We start from the raw sequence: 16,588 nt of genomic DNA, 5'->3' as shown, positions 1-16,588 counted from the left end.
AAGAGCTCCGTATGGATGGACGTGAAGCGATACTTCCGTGGGCCGGTCATGTGGATCGTGCTGGCCGTCCTCGCCGTGGTCGTGTTGATGCAGGTCGTCGGCTCGTCCGGCGGCTACAAGACGGTGGACACCGGTCAGGTCGTCAAGGCGATCACTGACAACAAGGTGAAATCCGCCGAGCTGACGACCGGCGACGAGAACAAGATCAAGGTCGAGCTGTCCGGCGACAACAAGGTCGACGGCTCCAACAAGCTCCAGGCGAGCTACATCGGCGACCAGGGCGTCGATCTGGCCAAGACCCTGCAGGCCAGGTACCAGACCGGCGAGATCAAGGACGGCTACACCGTCTCCCCCTCGAAGCAGAACCCGTTCGTCGGGATGCTGATCTCGCTGCTGCCCTTCGTCCTCATCGTGGTCATCTTCCTGTTCCTGATGAACCAGATGCAGGGCGGCGGCTCCCGGGTGATGAACTTCGGGAAGTCCAAGGCCAAGCTGATCACCAAGGACACCCCGAAGACGACGTTCTCGGACGTCGCGGGTTCGGACGAGGCCGTCGAGGAGCTCCAGGAGATCAAGGAGTTCCTCCAGGAGCCGGCCAAGTTCCAGGCCGTCGGCGCCAAGATCCCGAAGGGTGTGCTGCTGTACGGCCCGCCCGGTACGGGCAAGACGCTGCTCGCGCGCGCCGTCGCCGGCGAGGCGGGTGTGCCGTTCTACTCGATCTCCGGCTCCGACTTCGTCGAGATGTTCGTGGGTGTCGGTGCCTCCCGGGTCCGTGACCTGTTCGAGCAGGCCAAGGCGAACGCCCCGGCGATCGTCTTCGTCGACGAGATCGACGCCGTCGGCCGGCACCGCGGCGCGGGCCTCGGCGGCGGCCACGACGAGCGCGAGCAGACGCTGAACCAGCTGCTCGTCGAGATGGACGGCTTCGACGTCAAGGGCGGCGTGATCCTGATCGCCGCGACCAACCGCCCGGACATCCTGGACCCGGCGCTGCTGCGCCCCGGCCGCTTCGACCGGCAGATCGCCGTCGACCGCCCGGACATGCAGGGCCGCCTGGAGATCCTCAAGGTCCACCAGAAGGGCAAGCCGGTCGCGCCGGACGTCGACCTGTCGGCCGTCGCCAAGCGCACCCCCGGCTTCACCGGTGCCGACCTGTCGAACGTGCTCAACGAAGCCGCGCTGCTGACGGCCCGCAGCGACGCGAAGCTGATCGACAACAAGGCGCTGGACGAGGCGATCGACCGCGTGGTGGCCGGTCCGCAGAAGCGGACCCGCATCATGTCGGAGAAGGAGAAGAAGATCACCGCGTACCACGAGGGCGGACACGCCCTGGTCGCGGCCGCTTCGCCGAACTCCGACCCGGTCCACAAGATCACGATCCTGTCCCGCGGCCGGGCCCTGGGCTACACCATGGTCCTGCCCGACGAGGACAAGTACTCGACCACGCGCAACGAGATGCTCGACCAGCTGGCGTACATGCTCGGTGGCCGCGCGGCCGAGGAGCTGGTCTTCCACGACCCGACCACCGGCGCCGCGAACGACATCGAGAAGGCGACCGCGACGGCCCGTGCCATGGTCACCCAGTACGGCATGACCGAGCGGCTCGGCGCGATCAAGTTCGGCTCCGACAACTCCGAGCCGTTCCTCGGCCGTGAGATGGGACACCAGCGCGACTACTCCGAAGAGGTCGCGGCGCTGGTCGACGAAGAGGTCAAGAAGCTCATCGAGACCGCGCACAACGAGGCGTGGGAGATCCTGGTCGAGAACCGCGATGTGCTCGACAACCTGGTTCTGCAGCTCCTGGAGAAGGAGACGCTGAACAAGGAAGAGGTCGCCGAGGTCTTCAAGCACATCGTCAAGCGCCCGGCCCGTCCGGCGTGGACCGGCTCCTCGCGGCGTACGCCCTCGACCCGCCCGCCGGTGCTCTCCCCGAAGGAGCTGGCCCCGGCCAACGGCTCGGCCCCCTCCTCGTCGTCGAATGTCTCGACGGAGAAGACCGAGTCCCCCGAGGACCGGACGCCGGAGAGCTGACCGCTTTCGGGCGTCGCTGACAAGGCACCGGCCGGGTTCGCCCGGCAGCAGACCGGGTCCGTACGGAACATTCCGTACGGACCCGGTTTTTTTCGCAGCGTCGCGATCGTTATGACCGGAATGTCATAGGGCTCACACCGGCCCCGGAATGAAAGCCGTGCCCCACGGGTTCTAGCCTGGACACGTGGTACTCCGCCGGAGGAGCGGGCGCAACAGGAACGAGGCACGAGATGACCGATCCGGTGACGCTGGACGGCGACGGCAAGATCGGCGAGTTCGACGAGAAGCGCGCCGAGAACGCCGTACGTGAGCTGTTGATCGCCGTCGGCGAGGACCCGGACCGCGAGGGCCTCCTGGAGACGCCGGCGCGGGTCGCCCGCGCGTACAAGGAGATCCTGGCCGGACTGCGCCAGGAGCCCGAGGACGTCCTGACGACCACCTTCGACCTGGGCCACGACGAGATGGTGCTGGTCAAGGACATCGAGATCGTCTCGCTGTGCGAGCACCACCTGCTGCCCTTCCACGGCGTCGCGCACGTCGGCTACATCCCGGCCGAGAGCGGCAAGATCACCGGCCTGTCCAAGCTGGCCCGGCTGGTCGAGGTCTTCGCCCGCCGCCCGCAGGTGCAGGAACGCCTCACCACGCAGATCGCCGATTCCCTGATGCGCATCCTGGAGGCCCGCGGCGCCATCGTGGTGATCGAGGCCGAGCACATGTGCATGTCGGTGCGCGGCATCCGCAAGCCGGGCGCGAAGACGACCACCTCGGCCGTACGCGGCCAGCTGCGGGACTCCACGACCCGCTCCGAGGCGATGAGCCTGATACTGGCCCGCTGAGGCCGTACGGGGCCGATGCGCCGCACAGGGGCCGGCCGGCGGGCCTCCGGCGATACGAACGAGGGCGGGGCCCGGTGGAATCCACCGGGCCCCGCCCTCGTCGTCACGCCGCCCTCGGGGCGGTGTCCGCTACGCCCTGAGGTGGCCGCCCATCCACTCCAAGGCGGCCGGTATCTCACGGCGCCAGGTGTTGAAGTTGTGGCCGCCGCTGTCGAGGATGATCGACGCGATCCGGCTGGGGGACTTGGTCTGCTGGATGAACTTCAGCGTGTCCTTGTAGTTCTCCTCGCCCTGCTTGCTGGTGGTGACGAGGAGGTTCACCGGCGCCGCAGGAAGGTTTTTCTGCCGCCACATGAGGTCGTTCTCCCGCTCCAGCTGCTTGTCGCCGCCGAACAGCGCGCCGGTCGTGGCGTCCAGCGGGGCCTTGTACGCGCCGGAGAGGGCCACGCCGGTGGAGAACGCCTTCGGGTAGCGCATCGGCATCTTCAGGGCGCAGTAGCCGCCCGTGGAGTCCCCTATGACGCCCCAGTTCCTGGCGTCGGTGCCCACCCGGTAGTGGCTGGCTATGTCGTGGCGCACGTCATGGGTGAAGAACGTCTCGGTCTGCGGGCCGTTCGGGATGTCCACGCACTCGGTGTCCCGCGGCGGCGCCACGGTCGGGCGCATCATGACCAGTATCGTCGGCTGCATCTTGTTCTTGCGGACCAGGTCGTGCTGGGTCTGCGGGAAGTGCAGCTTCTTGTACAGGGCCTGCGCGGTGCCCGGGTAGCCGGTCAGCACCACGGACGCCGGGAAGCGCTTCTTCGCGTACTTGGCCTGGAAGTACTGCGGCGGCAGATACACGAACGCCGGGCTGTTGATCTTGGACTTCTCGCCCTTGAGCACGACCTTGTCTATCCGGCCGCCGACGTGCGGCTTGGAGCCGCCGGGCACGCCCACGTGCTCGCTGCCGAGCATCTTCAGCTTGGTGCCGTTCGGGCCGGTCTCGTAATTGGTCACCACGCCCGGCTCCTGCTCCTTGCCGAACAGGTCCGCCCAGGACGCGTAGAAACCGAACGAGTTGTTCGCGAACAGGCCGATCGACGCGAAGATCGACAGCTGGGTCGCCAGCAGCAGGCCGATGCGGCCGAGGACCGCACGCCAGTTGCGCCTGGACAGGCGCGGCCACAGCCAGATGGTGAGGACAAAGAGTGCTACCGCGAAAAGGACGGCCAGGAGCAGCACTTTTTTGCTGGTGAGACCCATGTGGCGCTTTCTTCCGGGCGGCCGGTCGACACGGCCGCAGGTGGAACCCCGGGCCCTGAAACGCCGTCATACAGGGCGCAAAAGTCCAGATGCTGCGACTAACACTCGCACGTTCTCTCGACCGGGGCGACGGGAAAGTAATGTCTGACAGGCTAGATGGCGAAAAGTCCGGGACGGTTGCGTGGCGTCCGCCACGCTGGCTGCGCGGTCCCCGCCCGGAAAAGGTCCCGCCATTGGTGGGGACCGCCGGAGCGGTCGTCGGGCTGCTGAATCTGGCGGCCGGGCTCTTCCCCCGTTTCCGGCACAGCCGGCTGCATGCGCTGGCGGAGGTCCTGCCGGGCACCGTGAGCGCCCTGGCCGCGGCTTCCTCCATAGTCGTCGGCATCCTGCTCCTGATGCTCGCCCACGGGCTCAAACGGCGTAAGCGCCGCGCCTGGGTGGCGGCCGTCGCGCTGCTCCCGGTGGGCATCGCGGCCCAGCTGGTCTACCGGCACTCCGTCGTGGGCGCGGCCTTCTCGCTGGCCCTGCTGGCCTTCCTGGTGTGGCACCGCCGCGCCTTCGAGGCGCTGCCGGACCCGCGCAGCCGGGTGAAGGCGCTGCTGAACTTCGTCGCCCTCGGAGGCATCAGCTTCGGCCTCGGCCTGGTGATCGTGAACACTCACCCGCACAAGATCGTCGGTGATCCGTCGGTGTGGGAGCGGATCAAGCACGTCCTGTGGGGCCTGTTCGGCTTCGAGGGCCCGGTCCGGTACGTGAACAACGTCGACTACACCGTCGGCTACTCCCTCGGCGCCCTCGGCCTGCTGACCGTCGCCACCACCGCCTACCTGGCCTTCCGCCCCGAGCACCCGGCCGCCCGGCTCACCGAGGAGGACGAGGAGAAGCTGCGCGAGCTGCTGGCCAAGCACGGCGGCCGGGACTCCCTCGGCTACTTCGCGCTCCGCCGCGACAAGGGCGTGGTCTTCTCGCCGACCGGCAAGGCCGCGGTCTGCTACCGGGTCATATCCGGCGTGATGCTCGCCAGCGGCGACCCGATCGGCGACGTGGAGGCGTGGCCGGGCGCCATCGAGCGCTTCATGGAGGAGGCGCGGGCGCACTCCTGGACCCCGGCCGTCACCGGCTGCAGCGAGACCGGCGGCCAGGTCTGGACCCGTGAGACCGGCATGGACGCGCTGGAGCTGGGCGACGAGGCGATCGTGGACGTGGCGGACTTCACCCTCACGGGCCGCTCGATGCGCAACGTACGCCAGATGGTCAAGCGCATCGAGCGCAACGGCTACGAGACCCGGGTACGGCGGGTGCGCGACCTGGAGCCCGAGGAGCTGGCCCGTATCCAGAAGGCCGCCGACGCCTGGCGCGACACCGACACCGAGCGCGGCTTCTCGATGGCGCTGGGCCGTATCGACGCGGACAAGGACGGCGACGCGGTGATCGCCACCGCCCACCTGGCGCCCGCCGAGGGCGAGGCGCCCGGCCCGTTCGGCGACCTGAAGGCCATGCAGCACTACGTACCGTGGGGCAAGGACGGCATCTCGCTGGAGCTGATGCGCCGCGACCGCTCCGCCGACCCCGGCATGAACGAGCTGCTGATCGTCGCCTCCCTCCAGGCGGCCCCCGGTCTGAAGATCAAGCAGGTGTCGCTGAACTTCGCGGTCTTCCGCTCCTCCCTGGAGCGCGGCGAGAAGCTGGGCGCGGGCCCGGTCATCCGGATCTGGCGCGGGATGCTGATCTTCCTGTCCCGCTGGTACCAGATCGAATCGCTCTACAAGTTCAACGACAAGTTCCAGCCCCGCTGGGAGCCGCGCTTCGTGGTCTTCCGCAACAGCCGGGACATCCCGCGCATCGGCCTGGCCGCACTACAGGCCGAGGGGTACCTGGAGCTGGGACTGCCCCGGGCGCTGCGCCGCAAGGCACCCGCCGAGCCGCAGCCGTGCGCGCACAAGGACGAGCCCATCACCGCGGACGCGGTCGGGACCGCCGCGTAAGAACCGGGTACGCCGCCCGCCCCTGACCGGGGTGGGCGGCCCCGTACCCCACACGCCTAGGCTGGAGCCATGAGTACCTTGCGCGGCCGGGTGGCCGGACTTCCGGACTGGGACCGCTGCGCGGTGATGGGCGTGGTGAACGTGACGCCCGACTCGTTCTCCGACGGCGGGCAGTGGTTCGACACCGAGCTGGCCGTCAAACACGGGCTCGATCTGGTCGCGCAGGGCGCCGACCTGGTGGACGTGGGCGGCGAGTCCACGCGGCCGGGCGCCGCGCGGGTGGACGAGGCGGAGGAACTGCGCCGGGTCGTGCCGGTCGTACGGGAGCTGTGCGCCGCCGGGGTCACGGTCTCGGTGGACACCATGCGGGCCTCGGTCGCCGAGCAGGCCGTCGCGGCGGGTGCGCGGCTGGTCAACGACGTGAGCGCGGGCGCGGCCGACCCGGCGATGGTGCCGGTGGTCGCCGCGGCCGGGGTGCCGTTCGTGGTCATGCACTGGCGCGGCCGGTCCATCGACATGAACAACCGGGCCGTCTACGGGGACGTGGTCTCCGAGGTCGTCGACGAGCTGCGGCAGAGCCTGGACCGGGCGGTGGCCGGCGGCATCGGCCCCGAGCGCATCGTGATCGACCCCGGGCTGGGCTTCGCCAAGGAGGCCGCGCACGACCTCGAACTGGTCGCGCACCTGGCCCGGCTGCGGGAGCTGGGCCGTCCGCTGCTGGTGGCCGCTTCGCGCAAACGTTTCCTGGGCAGGGTGCTGGCAGGGGACGCGCACGCCGCCCCGCCGCCGGCCCGGGAGCGGGACGCGGCGACGGCCGCGGTCTCGGCGATGGTCGCGCGGGAGGGAGCCTGGGCGGTGCGGGTCCACGAGGTACGGGCGAGCGCGGACGCGGTACGGGTCGCGCGCGCCGTGGAGGGCGCGGTGCGGGAGACGGGCGGGACGAGTGTGACGGGCGCCGCGGGAGCGGCGGACGCGACGGGAGCGGTGTGAGTCCACGTACGGACATCGAGCTGGTCGAGCAGGCGAACACCGACCTGTACGAGGCCATGGAGCGCGGAGATCACGCGGCCATGTCCGAGATGTGGATGGACGGCCAGGTGAGCGTGGTGCACCCGGGCTGGCCGGTGCTGCGCGGGCGCGGCGAGGTGCTGCGCTCGTACGCCCTGATCATGGCGAACACCGAGTACATCCAGTTCTTCCTGACGGACGTGGAGATCGACGTCATGGGCGACACCGCGCTGGTGACCTGCACCGAGAACATCCTCAGCGGCGGGCCCGCGGAGGAGGACGGCTCGGTCGGGCCGCTGATCGGCCAGCTGGTCGTGGCGACCAATGTCTTCCGGCGTACGGAAGAGGGCTGGCGGGTCTGGTCGCACCACGGCTCGCCCGTCCTGGCGGACCGGGACGACGAGGACGGGGAAGCGGGGGAGACCGGCGACGGCGACGGGCCGGGGGCCGGAAGCGTGGGCGGCTGACGAACGTGAAACCCGCGTGAAGTCTTCGGGGAGTTTCGCGGGCGCTGTGTGGTCGAGCTGTGGTCCTGCCGGGGCCGCCGTCAGGTCCGGACCAGGGTGGACGACGGCCCGGACCGTCAGCGGGAAGCGTCAGCAAGGTCGACTTCTGCGCACCCGTTCGAGCCAAGTGCTGCAAGGGTAGGGGTGGGACCGCGAAGGCCCGGGTAGTGGCCGCGCGGACGGCCGCCCGACCGCTCGGCGGTGCCGCCCGGCAGCGTCGGGGGGCCTTGCCCACGGCCCCCGTGGGCAAGCACTGTCGGTGCTCGCAGGTAGATTCGATGACAGGGCGGCGTGCCGGACGAGTCCTCGGCCCCCGCCCGGAATTCCGACGATCAGTGGTACCAGAGGTGCCAATGGGACCAGTGGGAGTGTGATTCGCGTGGATCGTGTCGCGCTGCGTGGGCTGAAGGCCAGAGGGCACCACGGGGTCTTCCCCCGGGAACGCGAGGAGGGCCAGACCTTCATCGTGGACCTGTTGCTGGGTCTGGACACCCGCCCGGCGGCGGCGACCGACGACCTCGCGAAGACCGTGCATTACGGCGTCGTGGCGGAGGAGGTCGTGGCCGTCGTCGAGGGCGAGCCGGTCGACCTCATCGAGACGCTCGCGGAGCGCATCGCCGGTCAGTGCCTCAAGCACGAGGGGGTGCAGGAGGTGGAGGTGGTCGTCCACAAGCCGGACGCCCCGATCACCGTCCCCTTTGACGACGTGACCATCACCATCACCCGGAGCCGAGTATGACCAGCAGTGACCCGACCGTTCAGCCGGTGCCCACGTCCGTGGTGGAGCGGGTGGACGCGGCGGACGTGACCCTCTCCAACCCCAAGCGCGCCGTGATCTCCCTCGGCAGCAACCTCGGCAACCGCCTGGAGACCATCCAGGGCGCCATCGACGCCCTGGAGGACACCCCGGGCGTCCGGGTCAAGGCCGTCTCGCCGGTCTACGAGACCGAGCCGTGGGGCGTCGACCCGGGCTCCCAGCCCACGTACTTCAACGCCGTGGTGCTCATCAAGACGACGCTGCCGCCCAGCTCGCTGCTGGAGCGCGGGCACGCCATCGAGGAAGCCTTCGAGCGCGTCCGCGACGAGCGCTGGGGCCCGCGCACGATCGACGTGGACATCCTCGCGTACCAGGACGTGGTCTCCGAGGACCCGCTGCTCACCCTGCCCCACCCGCGCGCCCACGAGCGCGCCTTCGTGCTGGTGCCGTGGCACGACGTGGACCCGGAGGCGGAGGTTCCGGGCCGCGGCGCGGTGGTGGAGCTGCTCTCGGCGGTCGGCCGCGAGGGCGTGACGCCGCGGGTGGACCTGGAGCTGCGGCTGCCGGAGTAGCGGTTCCGGCAGCGCGTGGCGGCTGTCCAGGAACCGGGACCGCCGGGGCGGTCGTTAAGACAGCGGCACACGTACGAGAACGAAGGCACGAGGGGCGAGCGCTCGGTGAAGCAGCTACACATCAAGGTGCTGGTCGGGCTGTTCCTGGCGGCCGGGGTGCTGGCGTGGGCCGGCGCCCGGCTGTGGGACGCCCTCGGCACGCTCCCCGGCGTGCCCCTGGCGGCGCCCATCGTGCTGGCCCTGATCGCCGCCGTCCTGGCCGCCACCGCCCTGTCCCTGCGCTCCCGGCTGAACGCCCAGCGCGCCCGCGAGCCCGGCGCCAAGGGCGTCGATCCGCTGGTCGCCGCCCGCGCCGTCGTCTTTGGCCAGGCGAGCGCCCTGGTGGCGTCCCTGGTGTCCGGTCTGTACGGCGGCGTCGGCGTCTTCCTGCTGTCCACCGGCATGGACGTGGACCCCCGCCGGGACCAGGCCATCTACGCCGGCTTCTCGGTCCTGACGGGGGCGGCGGTGGTGGTGGCCGCGATCTTCCTGGAGCGGGTGTGCAAGCTTCCGGAGGACGACGACGAGACGGGCACGGGGGGCGCGAGCCCGGCGTAGGCCGGCGGCCGTACGCTCCCGTACGGCACGCGCGCCCGCCCCGCCTTCTCCCGCGCCCCGTACGGCTACGCGCTGGGCACGCTCTCCACCACGACGTCCTCCCGCTGTACGTGGCCCGCGTCCGCCGCCGTGGACCGCCGCAGCGCGGCGTGCAGAGCCGCGGGCGTCAGTACGCCGAGGAAGCGCTCGCCGTCCAGCACCGCGATCCAGCCCGCGTCGTGCTGGAGCATCGTGCTGAACGCCTGCTTCAGCGGCGCCCCGAGCGGCAGCCACGCGTCCATCCGCCGCGCGTGGTCCCGCACCTCGCCACCGGCCTCGCCGGGCCCGCTCGTCCCGGCGGCCAGTCCGGCGCCGGAGACCCACCCGTGCAGGCTCCCGTCCGCGTCGAGCACCACGGCCCACGCCGCGCCCTCCTCGGCCAGCCGGGCCGCGGCCCGCGCCGCGTGGTCGTCGAGCCGGACCACCGGCGGCTGCTCCAGGTCGCCGATCTCGATCGGGGTGACCGAGAGCCGCTTGAGGCCGCGGTCGGCGCCGACGAACTCCGCCACGTACGGGGTGGCCGGCGCGCCCAGCACCGTGGCCGGGGTGTCGAACTGCTCGACGCGCCCCGCCCCGTACACCGCGATGCGGTCACCGAGCCGGACCGCTTCCTCGATGTCGTGGGTGACGAAGAGCACCGTCTTGTGGAGCGTGGACTGCAGGCGCAGGAACTCCGTCTGGAGGTGTTCGCGCACGACCGGGTCGACGGCTCCGAACGGCTCGTCCATCAGCAGGACGGGCGGGTCGGCGGCCAGCGCGCGGGCCACGCCGACGCGCTGGCGCTGACCGCCGGAGAGCTGTTCCGGGTAGCGGTCCCCGTACTGCGCGGGGTCCAGGCCGACCAGGTCGAGGAGTTCGGCCGCGCGGTCGCGGGCCTTCTTGCGCTGCCAGCCGAGCAGGTGCGGGACGGTGGCGGTGTTGTCCAGCACCGTCTTGTGCGGGAAGAGGCCGACCTGCTGGATGACGTAGCCGATGCGGCGCCGCAGTTCGACGGGGTCGATGGCCGATATGTCCTCCCCGTCCAGATAGATGTGACCGCTCGTCGGCTCGATGAGCCGGTTGACCATCTTCATCGTCGTGGTCTTGCCGCAGCCCGACGGCCCGACGAGCGTGACCAGCTCGCCCTCACCGACCTCGAAGGAGAGGTCGTCGACGGCGGTGGTGCCGTCGGCGTAGCTCTTGGTGACGTGCTCGAAACGGATCATGGTGGGGTCCCCCAGTGTGAACGGTCGCCGGCCGGGCAGACGCACGGAGCGCTCCTCGGCTGATACCCGCGGAATCCGTTCCTTCGCAGGCGTCTTGTTACGACTGGATGGCGGGCCGGTTGGATTGTCAGTGGTGGGGGATAGGGTCGCAGACAGTCACCGAAAATGTGAGCGACAGGGCGGGGGAGGTGACCGCGGGTGGGTGCGCAGAGCTGTCTGGAAGCGAACGACTGGATCTGCGGTGAGTATGTCCGGACGCGCAGTCAGGAGTTGCTGGACGCGACCGTCCAGCATGTGGGCATCACGCTGGTGTCCGTCGTCATCGGGCTGCTGATCGCCTTCCCGCTGGCGCTCGTCGCCCGCCGCTGGCGGACCGCCGCGGGCCCGGTCCTCGGGCTGACGACGATTTTGTACACGGTCCCGTCGCTGGCCATGTTCGCCCTGCTGACCCCCATATTCGGGGTCTCGGCGGCCGTCGTGGTCACGGGCCTCGTGCTGTATTCGCTGACGATCCTCGTACGCAACATCCTCGCCGGACTGGAGTCCGTGCCGCAGGAGGTGCGCGAGGCGGCCCGCGGCATGGGGTACGGCCCGGTGAAGCTGCTGTTCGGCGTCGAACTCCCGCTGGCACTGCCCGCGTTGACGGCCGGGCTGCGCATCGCGACGGTCTCGACGGTCGCGATGACGACGATCGGCGCCGTGGTGGGCTACGGCGGCCTCGGCAACCTCATATCCAGCGGCATGGAGGGCTTCTTCAAGGCGGAGGTGCTGACGGCCTCGGTGCTGTGCGTGCTGCTGGCGGTCGTCGCCGACGTGCTCCTCCTCGGCCTCCAGCGGCTGCTGACGCCGTGGACCCGGGCGCAGGCGCGGGCGCGCTCCCGGGCGCGGCGCGAGCGGCGGGCCGCCGGGCGGGCGAAGAAGGCGGTGGCCTAGGCGATGGACGCGATAACGGGCGCGTGGGACTGGCTGGCGACCTCGGCCAACTGGGCCGGCGAGAAGGGGGTGTGGCACCGGCTCGGCGAGCATGTCTATCTGAGCGCGCTGTGCCTGGCGATCTCCTGTCTGATAGCCCTGCCGGTCGCCCTGTATCTGGGTCACATCGGCAAGGGCGGGGCGCTGGCCGTCAACATCTCCAACGTGGGCCGCGCGGTGCCGACGTTCGCCGTACTGGTCCTGCTGACGCTCAGCCCGCTGGGTACGGCGGGGGACTGGCCGACGATCATCGCGCTGGTGCTGTTCGCGGTGCCGCCGCTGCTGACCAACGCGTATGTGGGCATGCGGGAGGCCGACCGGGACGTGGTCGAGGCGGCGCGGGGGATGGGCATGTCGGGGCCGCAGCTGCTGCTGCGGGTCGAGCTGCCGCTCGCGTATCCGCTGATCATGACGGGGCTGCGCTCGGCCGGTGTCCAGGTGGTGGCCACGGCCACGCTGGCCGCGCTCGCGGGCGGCGGCGGCCTCGGCCGCATCATCACCGCCGGGTTCGGCAACTACAACACGCCGCAGGTGGTGGCGGGCGCGGTGCTGGTGGCCGTGCTGGCGCTGCTGGTCGAAGGGCTGCTGGTGCTGACGGACCGGGCCTTCGACCCGATGCGCCGCGGCCGGAGCCGGTCGCGGAAGTCCCGTACGACGGCCGACGACGCGACACCGGCCGGGAGCCCGGCGTGAGCCGGACCGGCACCCGGTGGGACGGCCCGGGCCGCGGATGACGTGTCCCGGGGCCGAGGTGATCAGGAGCCCGAGGCCCGGGACGCCCGGCGATGACGGGCCCCGAGGTCCCGGGCCCGCACAAGAACTTCCTCTCTCCTCCTTGGATGGTGAACCGGTATGAACCAGGACCCGAACAGCCAGCACCACAGCCATCACCCTGCCCACAGCCATCACCCCGCCCACAGGCCCGGCCGCGGCCGGAGACCGGCCCGCGCGCTGCGTGCCGTGCTCGTCGCGGGCACCGTGGCCGCGCTAGCAGGCGGGCTGGCCGCCTGCGGCGGAAAGAGCCTGGAGGAGAAGGGCGGCGCGCAGAGCGGCGGCGGTAAGGGGGACATCGTCATCGGCTCGGCGGGATTCACCGAGTCGAAGGTGCTCGCGGAGATCTATTCCAAGATCCTTAACGACGCCGGATACCACGCCACCGTCAAGACGCTCGCCAATCGCGAGCTGTACGAACCGGCGCTGGAGAAGGGCCAGATCGACGTCGTACCGGAATACGCCTCGACGCTCGCCGAATTCCTCAACGCCAAGAAGAACGGACCCGACGCGAAGCCCGTCGCCTCCAGCGACATCGGCAAGACGGTCGAGGCCCTGAAGGCGCTCGCCGGACCCCGCGGACTGAAGGTGCTGCCGGCCGGTGCGGCCACCGACCAGAACGCGTTCGCGGTGACCAAGGAATTCGCCGACCGCCATCAGCTGAAGACGCTCTCCGACCTCGGCCGCTCGAAGCAGAAGGTCAAGCTGGCGGCGGGCGAGGAGTGCGAGACGCGGCCGTTCTGCAAGCCGGGCCTGGAGAAGACGTACGGCATAGCCGTGGCGGGCATCGACCCGAAGGGCGTCGGCACCACCCAGGCCAAGCAGGCGGTCAAGGACGGCACGGACCAGATGGTGCTGACCACGACCACGGACGCCACGCTCGACAACTTCGGCCTGGTGCTGCTGAAGGACGACAAGAAGCTGCAGAATGCCGACAATGTGCTGCCCGTGGTGAATGCGAAGAGCGCCGGTGACAAGGAGATCGAGGCGGCTCTCGGCAAGCTCACGGACAAGCTGACGACCGGCGATCTGATCGACCTGAACCGCAAGGTCGACGCGGAACGGCAGAAGCCGGCGGATGTCGCGCGCGCATATCTGGAGTCGAAGGGACTGGCAAAGAAGTAACCACCATGAAACGAAGCGGCGGGCGGGGCCCCATAGGTCCCGCACGCACGGTAAGTTTCAGGCCATGCCACGAGGACGCCACCGCCATTCGCCACCCCTGCACCGGCTTCTTCCCCCTGTGACGGTCGCCGGTGTGTCCCTAGCCTGCGCCTCGGGCGTCTGGTTCGTCGGTGATGACCTGGTACAGGGCGCGCTCGCCACGGGCGCGGCGGCCGCCGCGGTCACCGGTTCCGTCCTGCTGCGCGCATGGGACCGTACGGCCGGCAAGAGCGTCGCCGAGCTGAAGACCGCCCGGGTGCGGGACGAGTGGAAGACCGACGAGCGGATAGCCGAGCTCGAAACGGACCTGGAGGAGTCCCGCGAGATACGCGGCAGGCTCGACACCAAGCTGCGGGCCAAGCGGGCCGAGCTGGCCCGGCTGCGCAGCGAGCACGCCGAGCTGCTGCGCCGCTACGCCACCGCCGAGACCGAGCGCGCCAGCGCGCTGGAAGGCCGTCGGCTGCTCGCCATCGAGGCCGGCACGCCTGCCGGGGAGCTGACGGCCGGGGACGGCCCGGACGGCGTGCCGGGCACGCTCACCGCGGTGATGTACCACCGGGCGGCGGAAGCGCTGCGGCAGCTGTCGCGCAACGCGGCCCGCCAGGCCGGGCACGGACCGGCCGAACGCGTACCGGCCCAGGACGGTGAGGACGGCCAGGGGAATCCCGTGGCGGCCACGGAGCCCTCGGCCGAGCAGGGCCGCCCCCGTACGGCCGCCGACACGCAGCCGACCGGTTCGGAGCCTGACGGTTCGGAGCAGTCCGGTACGGAATCCGACGGTTCGCGGCCGGGCGATGCTGTGGCCGCCGCCGGTAAGGACGCGAACGCCGTCTCCGCCAGCGACACCCCCGCCGGTGACCGGAGCCCCGCCGACGCCGACGCGCGGGACGCCGGCCGGCAGGCTGGGCGGCAGACCGCGCGGCCGGCGCCGAATCTGCGTCCCGTACCGGCCGCCGCGGCCGTCGTCCCGCCCGTAAAGGTGCCGCGGCTGCCCGCCTCCCGGGTACAGGGCGGTTTCGACTTCTTCGGTACGGCCACGGGCACCGGCGCCGTACGGAACGGGACGGCGCCGACCGGCCCGGGCCCGGGCGTGCCGTCGGCCGTGCCGCGCCGCGCGAAGCCCGCCCGGCAGCTGGAGGAGGACCTGGCCGACGTGGTCGGGGACGAGGCGGTCGCCGAACAGTCGGCGCGCGGCCGGGCCCGTACGACGGACGAGGTGCGGTCCGGGAGCGGCCGGAAGCCCGAGAGCGGCCCGGAGTCCGCGACCGGCTCGAAGCCCGGCGAGACCGGGGACGAGGCGGCGGAGGCGGCTGCGACGGAGGTGGCTGGGGAGGCTGACGCCGTCAAGGCGTCGGACGGCGGCGCGGCCGAGGAAGCGTCCGCGGCCGAGGACTCCGGCAAAGGCGACGGTGAGGTCATCGACCTGACCGCGCACGACGAGACCGAGCAGATCGACCTGGTGGAGCTGCGCAGCGCGGTCTCTTCCTGATCGTTTCCGCACCTTCCGAGGAGCCCGCCCCGCTGCACGAGCCGCAGGCAGCGGCCGGCAAACAGCGATCGGCATCCGGCCGCCGTCACCCGTGACGGCGGCCGACTGCTGTCACTCACGGCGGCGTCCGACCGCCGTCAGTACGGCCGCGACCAGCGTGAACCCGGCGGCCAGCCACGGCAGGCGGGCCGCCCCCACCGTCTCCACACCGATGCCGCCCAGACCGCCCGCCAGGGATACGGCGAGGTGGATGGCGGCCGCGTTGAGGGAGACGACCACGGCCTGGGCCTGTGGGGCGAGCGCGGCGATCCGGTACTGCTGGGGTGTGGTCACCGAGAACGACACCCACCCGGACACCGCCACCGCGACCAGCGCGGCGGGCAGCCACTCCCTGCTCAGCGGTACGAGCGCGAAGACGACGGTGAGCGCGAGCGCGGCGCCGAGGATCACCCGCCGTGGGCCGAAGCGGTCGGCCAGGTGGCCGGCGACGAGATTCCCGGCCGTACCGGTGACGCCGAAGATCAGCAGGAGAACCGCCGCGAGGGTGCTGTCCGTACCGCTGCCGTCCGCGCCGTGGCCGAGCACGGGCGCGTAGACGGCGCTGATGTACTCGAACGGAATGTAGATCCCGACGAACACGACGACGGTGACGGCCAGCGCGTACAGGACGCGGCGGTCCGCCAGCGGGGCGAGGCGGCGGCGCAGGCCGCGCGGGGTGTCGATGCGTACGCGCGGCAGGCGGGCGGCGAGCAGCGGTACGACGAGCAGGGGCAGGACGGTGACCAGCCACATCGTGGTGCGCCAGCCGTACGCGCCGCCGACGGCGGTACCGAGCGGCGCGCCGAGGATCAGCGCGGAGGTCAGCCCGGCGTTCACGAGGGCGAAGGCGCGCCCGCGTGCCGTCTCGCCCGCGAGGGCGGCGGCGGTGGCCGAGGCGTTCGGGGTGTAGAGCGCGGCGCCGGCCGCCGCGACGACGCGGGCGGCGAGGGCCAGCGGGTAGGTGGGGGCCAGGGCGGTGGCCGCGTTGCCGAGTGCGAAGACGAGCAGCGCGGTGATCAGGACCGTACGCCGTGACCAGCCCGCGGTGAGCGCCGCCAGGAGGGGCGAGAGCAGCGCGTAGCCGATGGCGAACGTGGTGACGAGCTGACCCGCGGCGCCGAGGCCGATGTGCAGGTCGGCGGCGATGTCGGGGAGGACGCCGGCGATCACGAAGGCGTCGGTGCCGACGACGAACGTACCGAGGGCGAGCACCGCGCCGTGGAAGCGCCAGCTTCCGGAGGCGGCGGAGGCGGCCGATGAGGCCGGTGCGGTGGGCGTGCTGGGAGCGCTGGGCGCGCACGGCGGTGGATGGGACGCGCTGTTGCGGGGCATGCGGTCTCCGGCTCAGGAAATGGTACCGATCAGTACCGTC

The 16,588-nt window shown here is 71.2% G+C and carries 15 protein-coding genes; 12 read left to right on the top strand and 3 right to left on the bottom strand.

What is annotated here, in order from left to right:
- The first annotated feature begins 15 nt into the window (after positions 1–15).
- Both ftsH and folE read left to right on the top strand, forming a co-directional pair.
- Positions 16–2,031, top strand: a complete 2,016-nt coding sequence (ftsH, locus tag CP984_RS17225; RefSeq protein WP_004571922.1) for an ATP-dependent zinc metalloprotease FtsH — start codon at positions 16–18, stop codon at positions 2,029–2,031.
- 230 nt (positions 2,032–2,261) lie between these two features.
- Entirely contained in the window at positions 2,262–2,867 is a 606-nt protein-coding gene (folE, locus tag CP984_RS17220; protein ID WP_004571921.1) for a GTP cyclohydrolase I FolE, read from the top strand.
- Between the two features lie 129 nt (positions 2,868–2,996).
- Here the strand turns inward: folE and CP984_RS17215 are convergent, their stop codons facing one another.
- Positions 2,997–4,112, bottom strand: coding sequence for an alpha/beta hydrolase-fold protein (locus CP984_RS17215; RefSeq protein WP_004571920.1), 1,116 nt, complete (start codon positions 4,110–4,112; stop codon positions 2,997–2,999).
- Between the two features lie 140 nt (positions 4,113–4,252).
- Between CP984_RS17215 and CP984_RS17210 the strand changes: the two genes are divergently transcribed.
- From CP984_RS17210 to CP984_RS17185, 6 genes are all read left to right on the top strand, one after another.
- Positions 4,253–6,097, top strand: a complete 1,845-nt coding sequence (locus CP984_RS17210; RefSeq protein ID WP_078575504.1) for a phosphatidylglycerol lysyltransferase domain-containing protein — start codon at positions 4,253–4,255, stop codon at positions 6,095–6,097.
- A gap of 69 nt (positions 6,098–6,166) precedes the next feature.
- A complete protein-coding gene (gene folP / locus CP984_RS17205) occupies positions 6,167–7,087 on the top strand; it encodes a dihydropteroate synthase (RefSeq protein ID WP_004571918.1) in 921 nt (306 codons plus the stop codon).
- Positions 7,084–7,572, top strand: coding sequence for a nuclear transport factor 2 family protein (locus CP984_RS17200; protein ID WP_004571917.1), 489 nt, complete (start codon positions 7,084–7,086; stop codon positions 7,570–7,572). Before folP ends, CP984_RS17200 begins: the two co-directional genes overlap by 4 nt.
- A 418-nt stretch (positions 7,573–7,990) precedes the next feature.
- On the top strand, positions 7,991–8,350 hold the full coding sequence (folB, locus tag CP984_RS17195; protein ID WP_004571916.1) for a dihydroneopterin aldolase: 360 nt from the start codon (positions 7,991–7,993) through the stop codon (positions 8,348–8,350).
- Positions 8,347–8,940, top strand: coding sequence for a 2-amino-4-hydroxy-6-hydroxymethyldihydropteridine diphosphokinase (gene folK / locus CP984_RS17190; protein WP_004571915.1), 594 nt, complete (start codon positions 8,347–8,349; stop codon positions 8,938–8,940). Before folB ends, folK begins: the two co-directional genes overlap by 4 nt.
- Positions 8,941–9,045: 105 nt before the next feature.
- Complete coding sequence (locus CP984_RS17185) at positions 9,046–9,537, top strand: DUF3180 domain-containing protein (RefSeq protein ID WP_004571914.1); 492 nt, start codon at positions 9,046–9,048, stop codon at positions 9,535–9,537.
- Between the two features lie 65 nt (positions 9,538–9,602).
- Here CP984_RS17185 and CP984_RS17180 read toward each other — a convergent pair whose 3' ends face one another.
- Positions 9,603–10,781: an ABC transporter ATP-binding protein gene (locus CP984_RS17180; RefSeq protein ID WP_004571913.1), complete on the bottom strand. Its 1,179-nt coding sequence runs from the start codon at positions 10,779–10,781 to the stop codon at positions 9,603–9,605.
- 198 nt (positions 10,782–10,979) lie between these two features.
- On the opposite strand from CP984_RS17180, the gene CP984_RS17175 reads away from it, so the two are divergent.
- The 4 genes from CP984_RS17175 (at position 10,980) to CP984_RS17160 (ending at position 15,177) form a co-directional block, all read left to right on the top strand.
- Entirely contained in the window at positions 10,980–11,714 is a 735-nt protein-coding gene (locus tag CP984_RS17175) for an ABC transporter permease (RefSeq protein ID WP_004571912.1), read from the top strand.
- A gap of 3 nt (positions 11,715–11,717) precedes the next feature.
- Positions 11,718–12,446: an ABC transporter permease gene (locus tag CP984_RS17170; RefSeq protein WP_004571911.1), complete on the top strand. Its 729-nt coding sequence runs from the start codon at positions 11,718–11,720 to the stop codon at positions 12,444–12,446.
- 267 nt (positions 12,447–12,713) lie between these two features.
- Positions 12,714–13,649, top strand: coding sequence for an ABC transporter substrate-binding protein (locus tag CP984_RS17165; RefSeq protein ID WP_004571910.1), 936 nt, complete (start codon positions 12,714–12,716; stop codon positions 13,647–13,649).
- Between the two features lie 133 nt (positions 13,650–13,782).
- Entirely contained in the window at positions 13,783–15,177 is a 1,395-nt protein-coding gene (locus CP984_RS17160) for a hypothetical protein (protein ID WP_043978344.1), read from the top strand.
- Between the two features lie 111 nt (positions 15,178–15,288).
- Here the strand turns inward: CP984_RS17160 and CP984_RS17155 are convergent, their stop codons facing one another.
- Positions 15,289–16,548, bottom strand: coding sequence for an MFS transporter (locus tag CP984_RS17155; RefSeq protein ID WP_086026240.1), 1,260 nt, complete (start codon positions 16,546–16,548; stop codon positions 15,289–15,291).
- Positions 16,549–16,588: the final 40 nt, after the last annotated feature.

The sequence above is a fragment of the Streptomyces rimosus genome, assembly GCF_008704655.1.
Classification (GTDB): Bacteria; Actinomycetota; Actinomycetes; order Streptomycetales; family Streptomycetaceae; genus Streptomyces; species Streptomyces rimosus.
The sequence above is the reverse complement of the archived record's forward strand: the minus strand, read 5'-3'. Positions and strand labels throughout refer to the sequence as shown.

Excerpts from the sequence above, each read along its gene's own strand:
- CP984_RS17210 (WP_078575504.1), top strand. The coding sequence starts at position 4,253 with ATGTCTGACAGGCTAGATGGCGAAAAGTCCGGGACGGTTGCGTGGCGT.
- folK (WP_004571915.1), top strand. The coding sequence starts at position 8,347 with ATGACCAGCAGTGACCCGACCGTTCAGCCGGTGCCCACGTCCGTGGTG.
- CP984_RS17215 (WP_004571920.1), bottom strand. The coding sequence starts at position 4,112 with ATGGGTCTCACCAGCAAAAAAGTGCTGCTCCTGGCCGTCCTTTTCGCG.
- CP984_RS17180 (WP_004571913.1), bottom strand. The coding sequence starts at position 10,781 with ATGATCCGTTTCGAGCACGTCACCAAGAGCTACGCCGACGGCACCACC.
- CP984_RS17170 (WP_004571911.1), top strand. The coding sequence starts at position 11,718 with ATGGACGCGATAACGGGCGCGTGGGACTGGCTGGCGACCTCGGCCAAC.
- folP (WP_004571918.1), top strand. The coding sequence starts at position 6,167 with ATGAGTACCTTGCGCGGCCGGGTGGCCGGACTTCCGGACTGGGACCGC.
- folE (WP_004571921.1), top strand. The coding sequence starts at position 2,262 with ATGACCGATCCGGTGACGCTGGACGGCGACGGCAAGATCGGCGAGTTC.
- ftsH (WP_004571922.1), top strand. The coding sequence starts at position 16 with ATGGACGTGAAGCGATACTTCCGTGGGCCGGTCATGTGGATCGTGCTG.
- CP984_RS17155 (WP_086026240.1), bottom strand. The coding sequence starts at position 16,548 with ATGCCCCGCAACAGCGCGTCCCATCCACCGCCGTGCGCGCCCAGCGCT.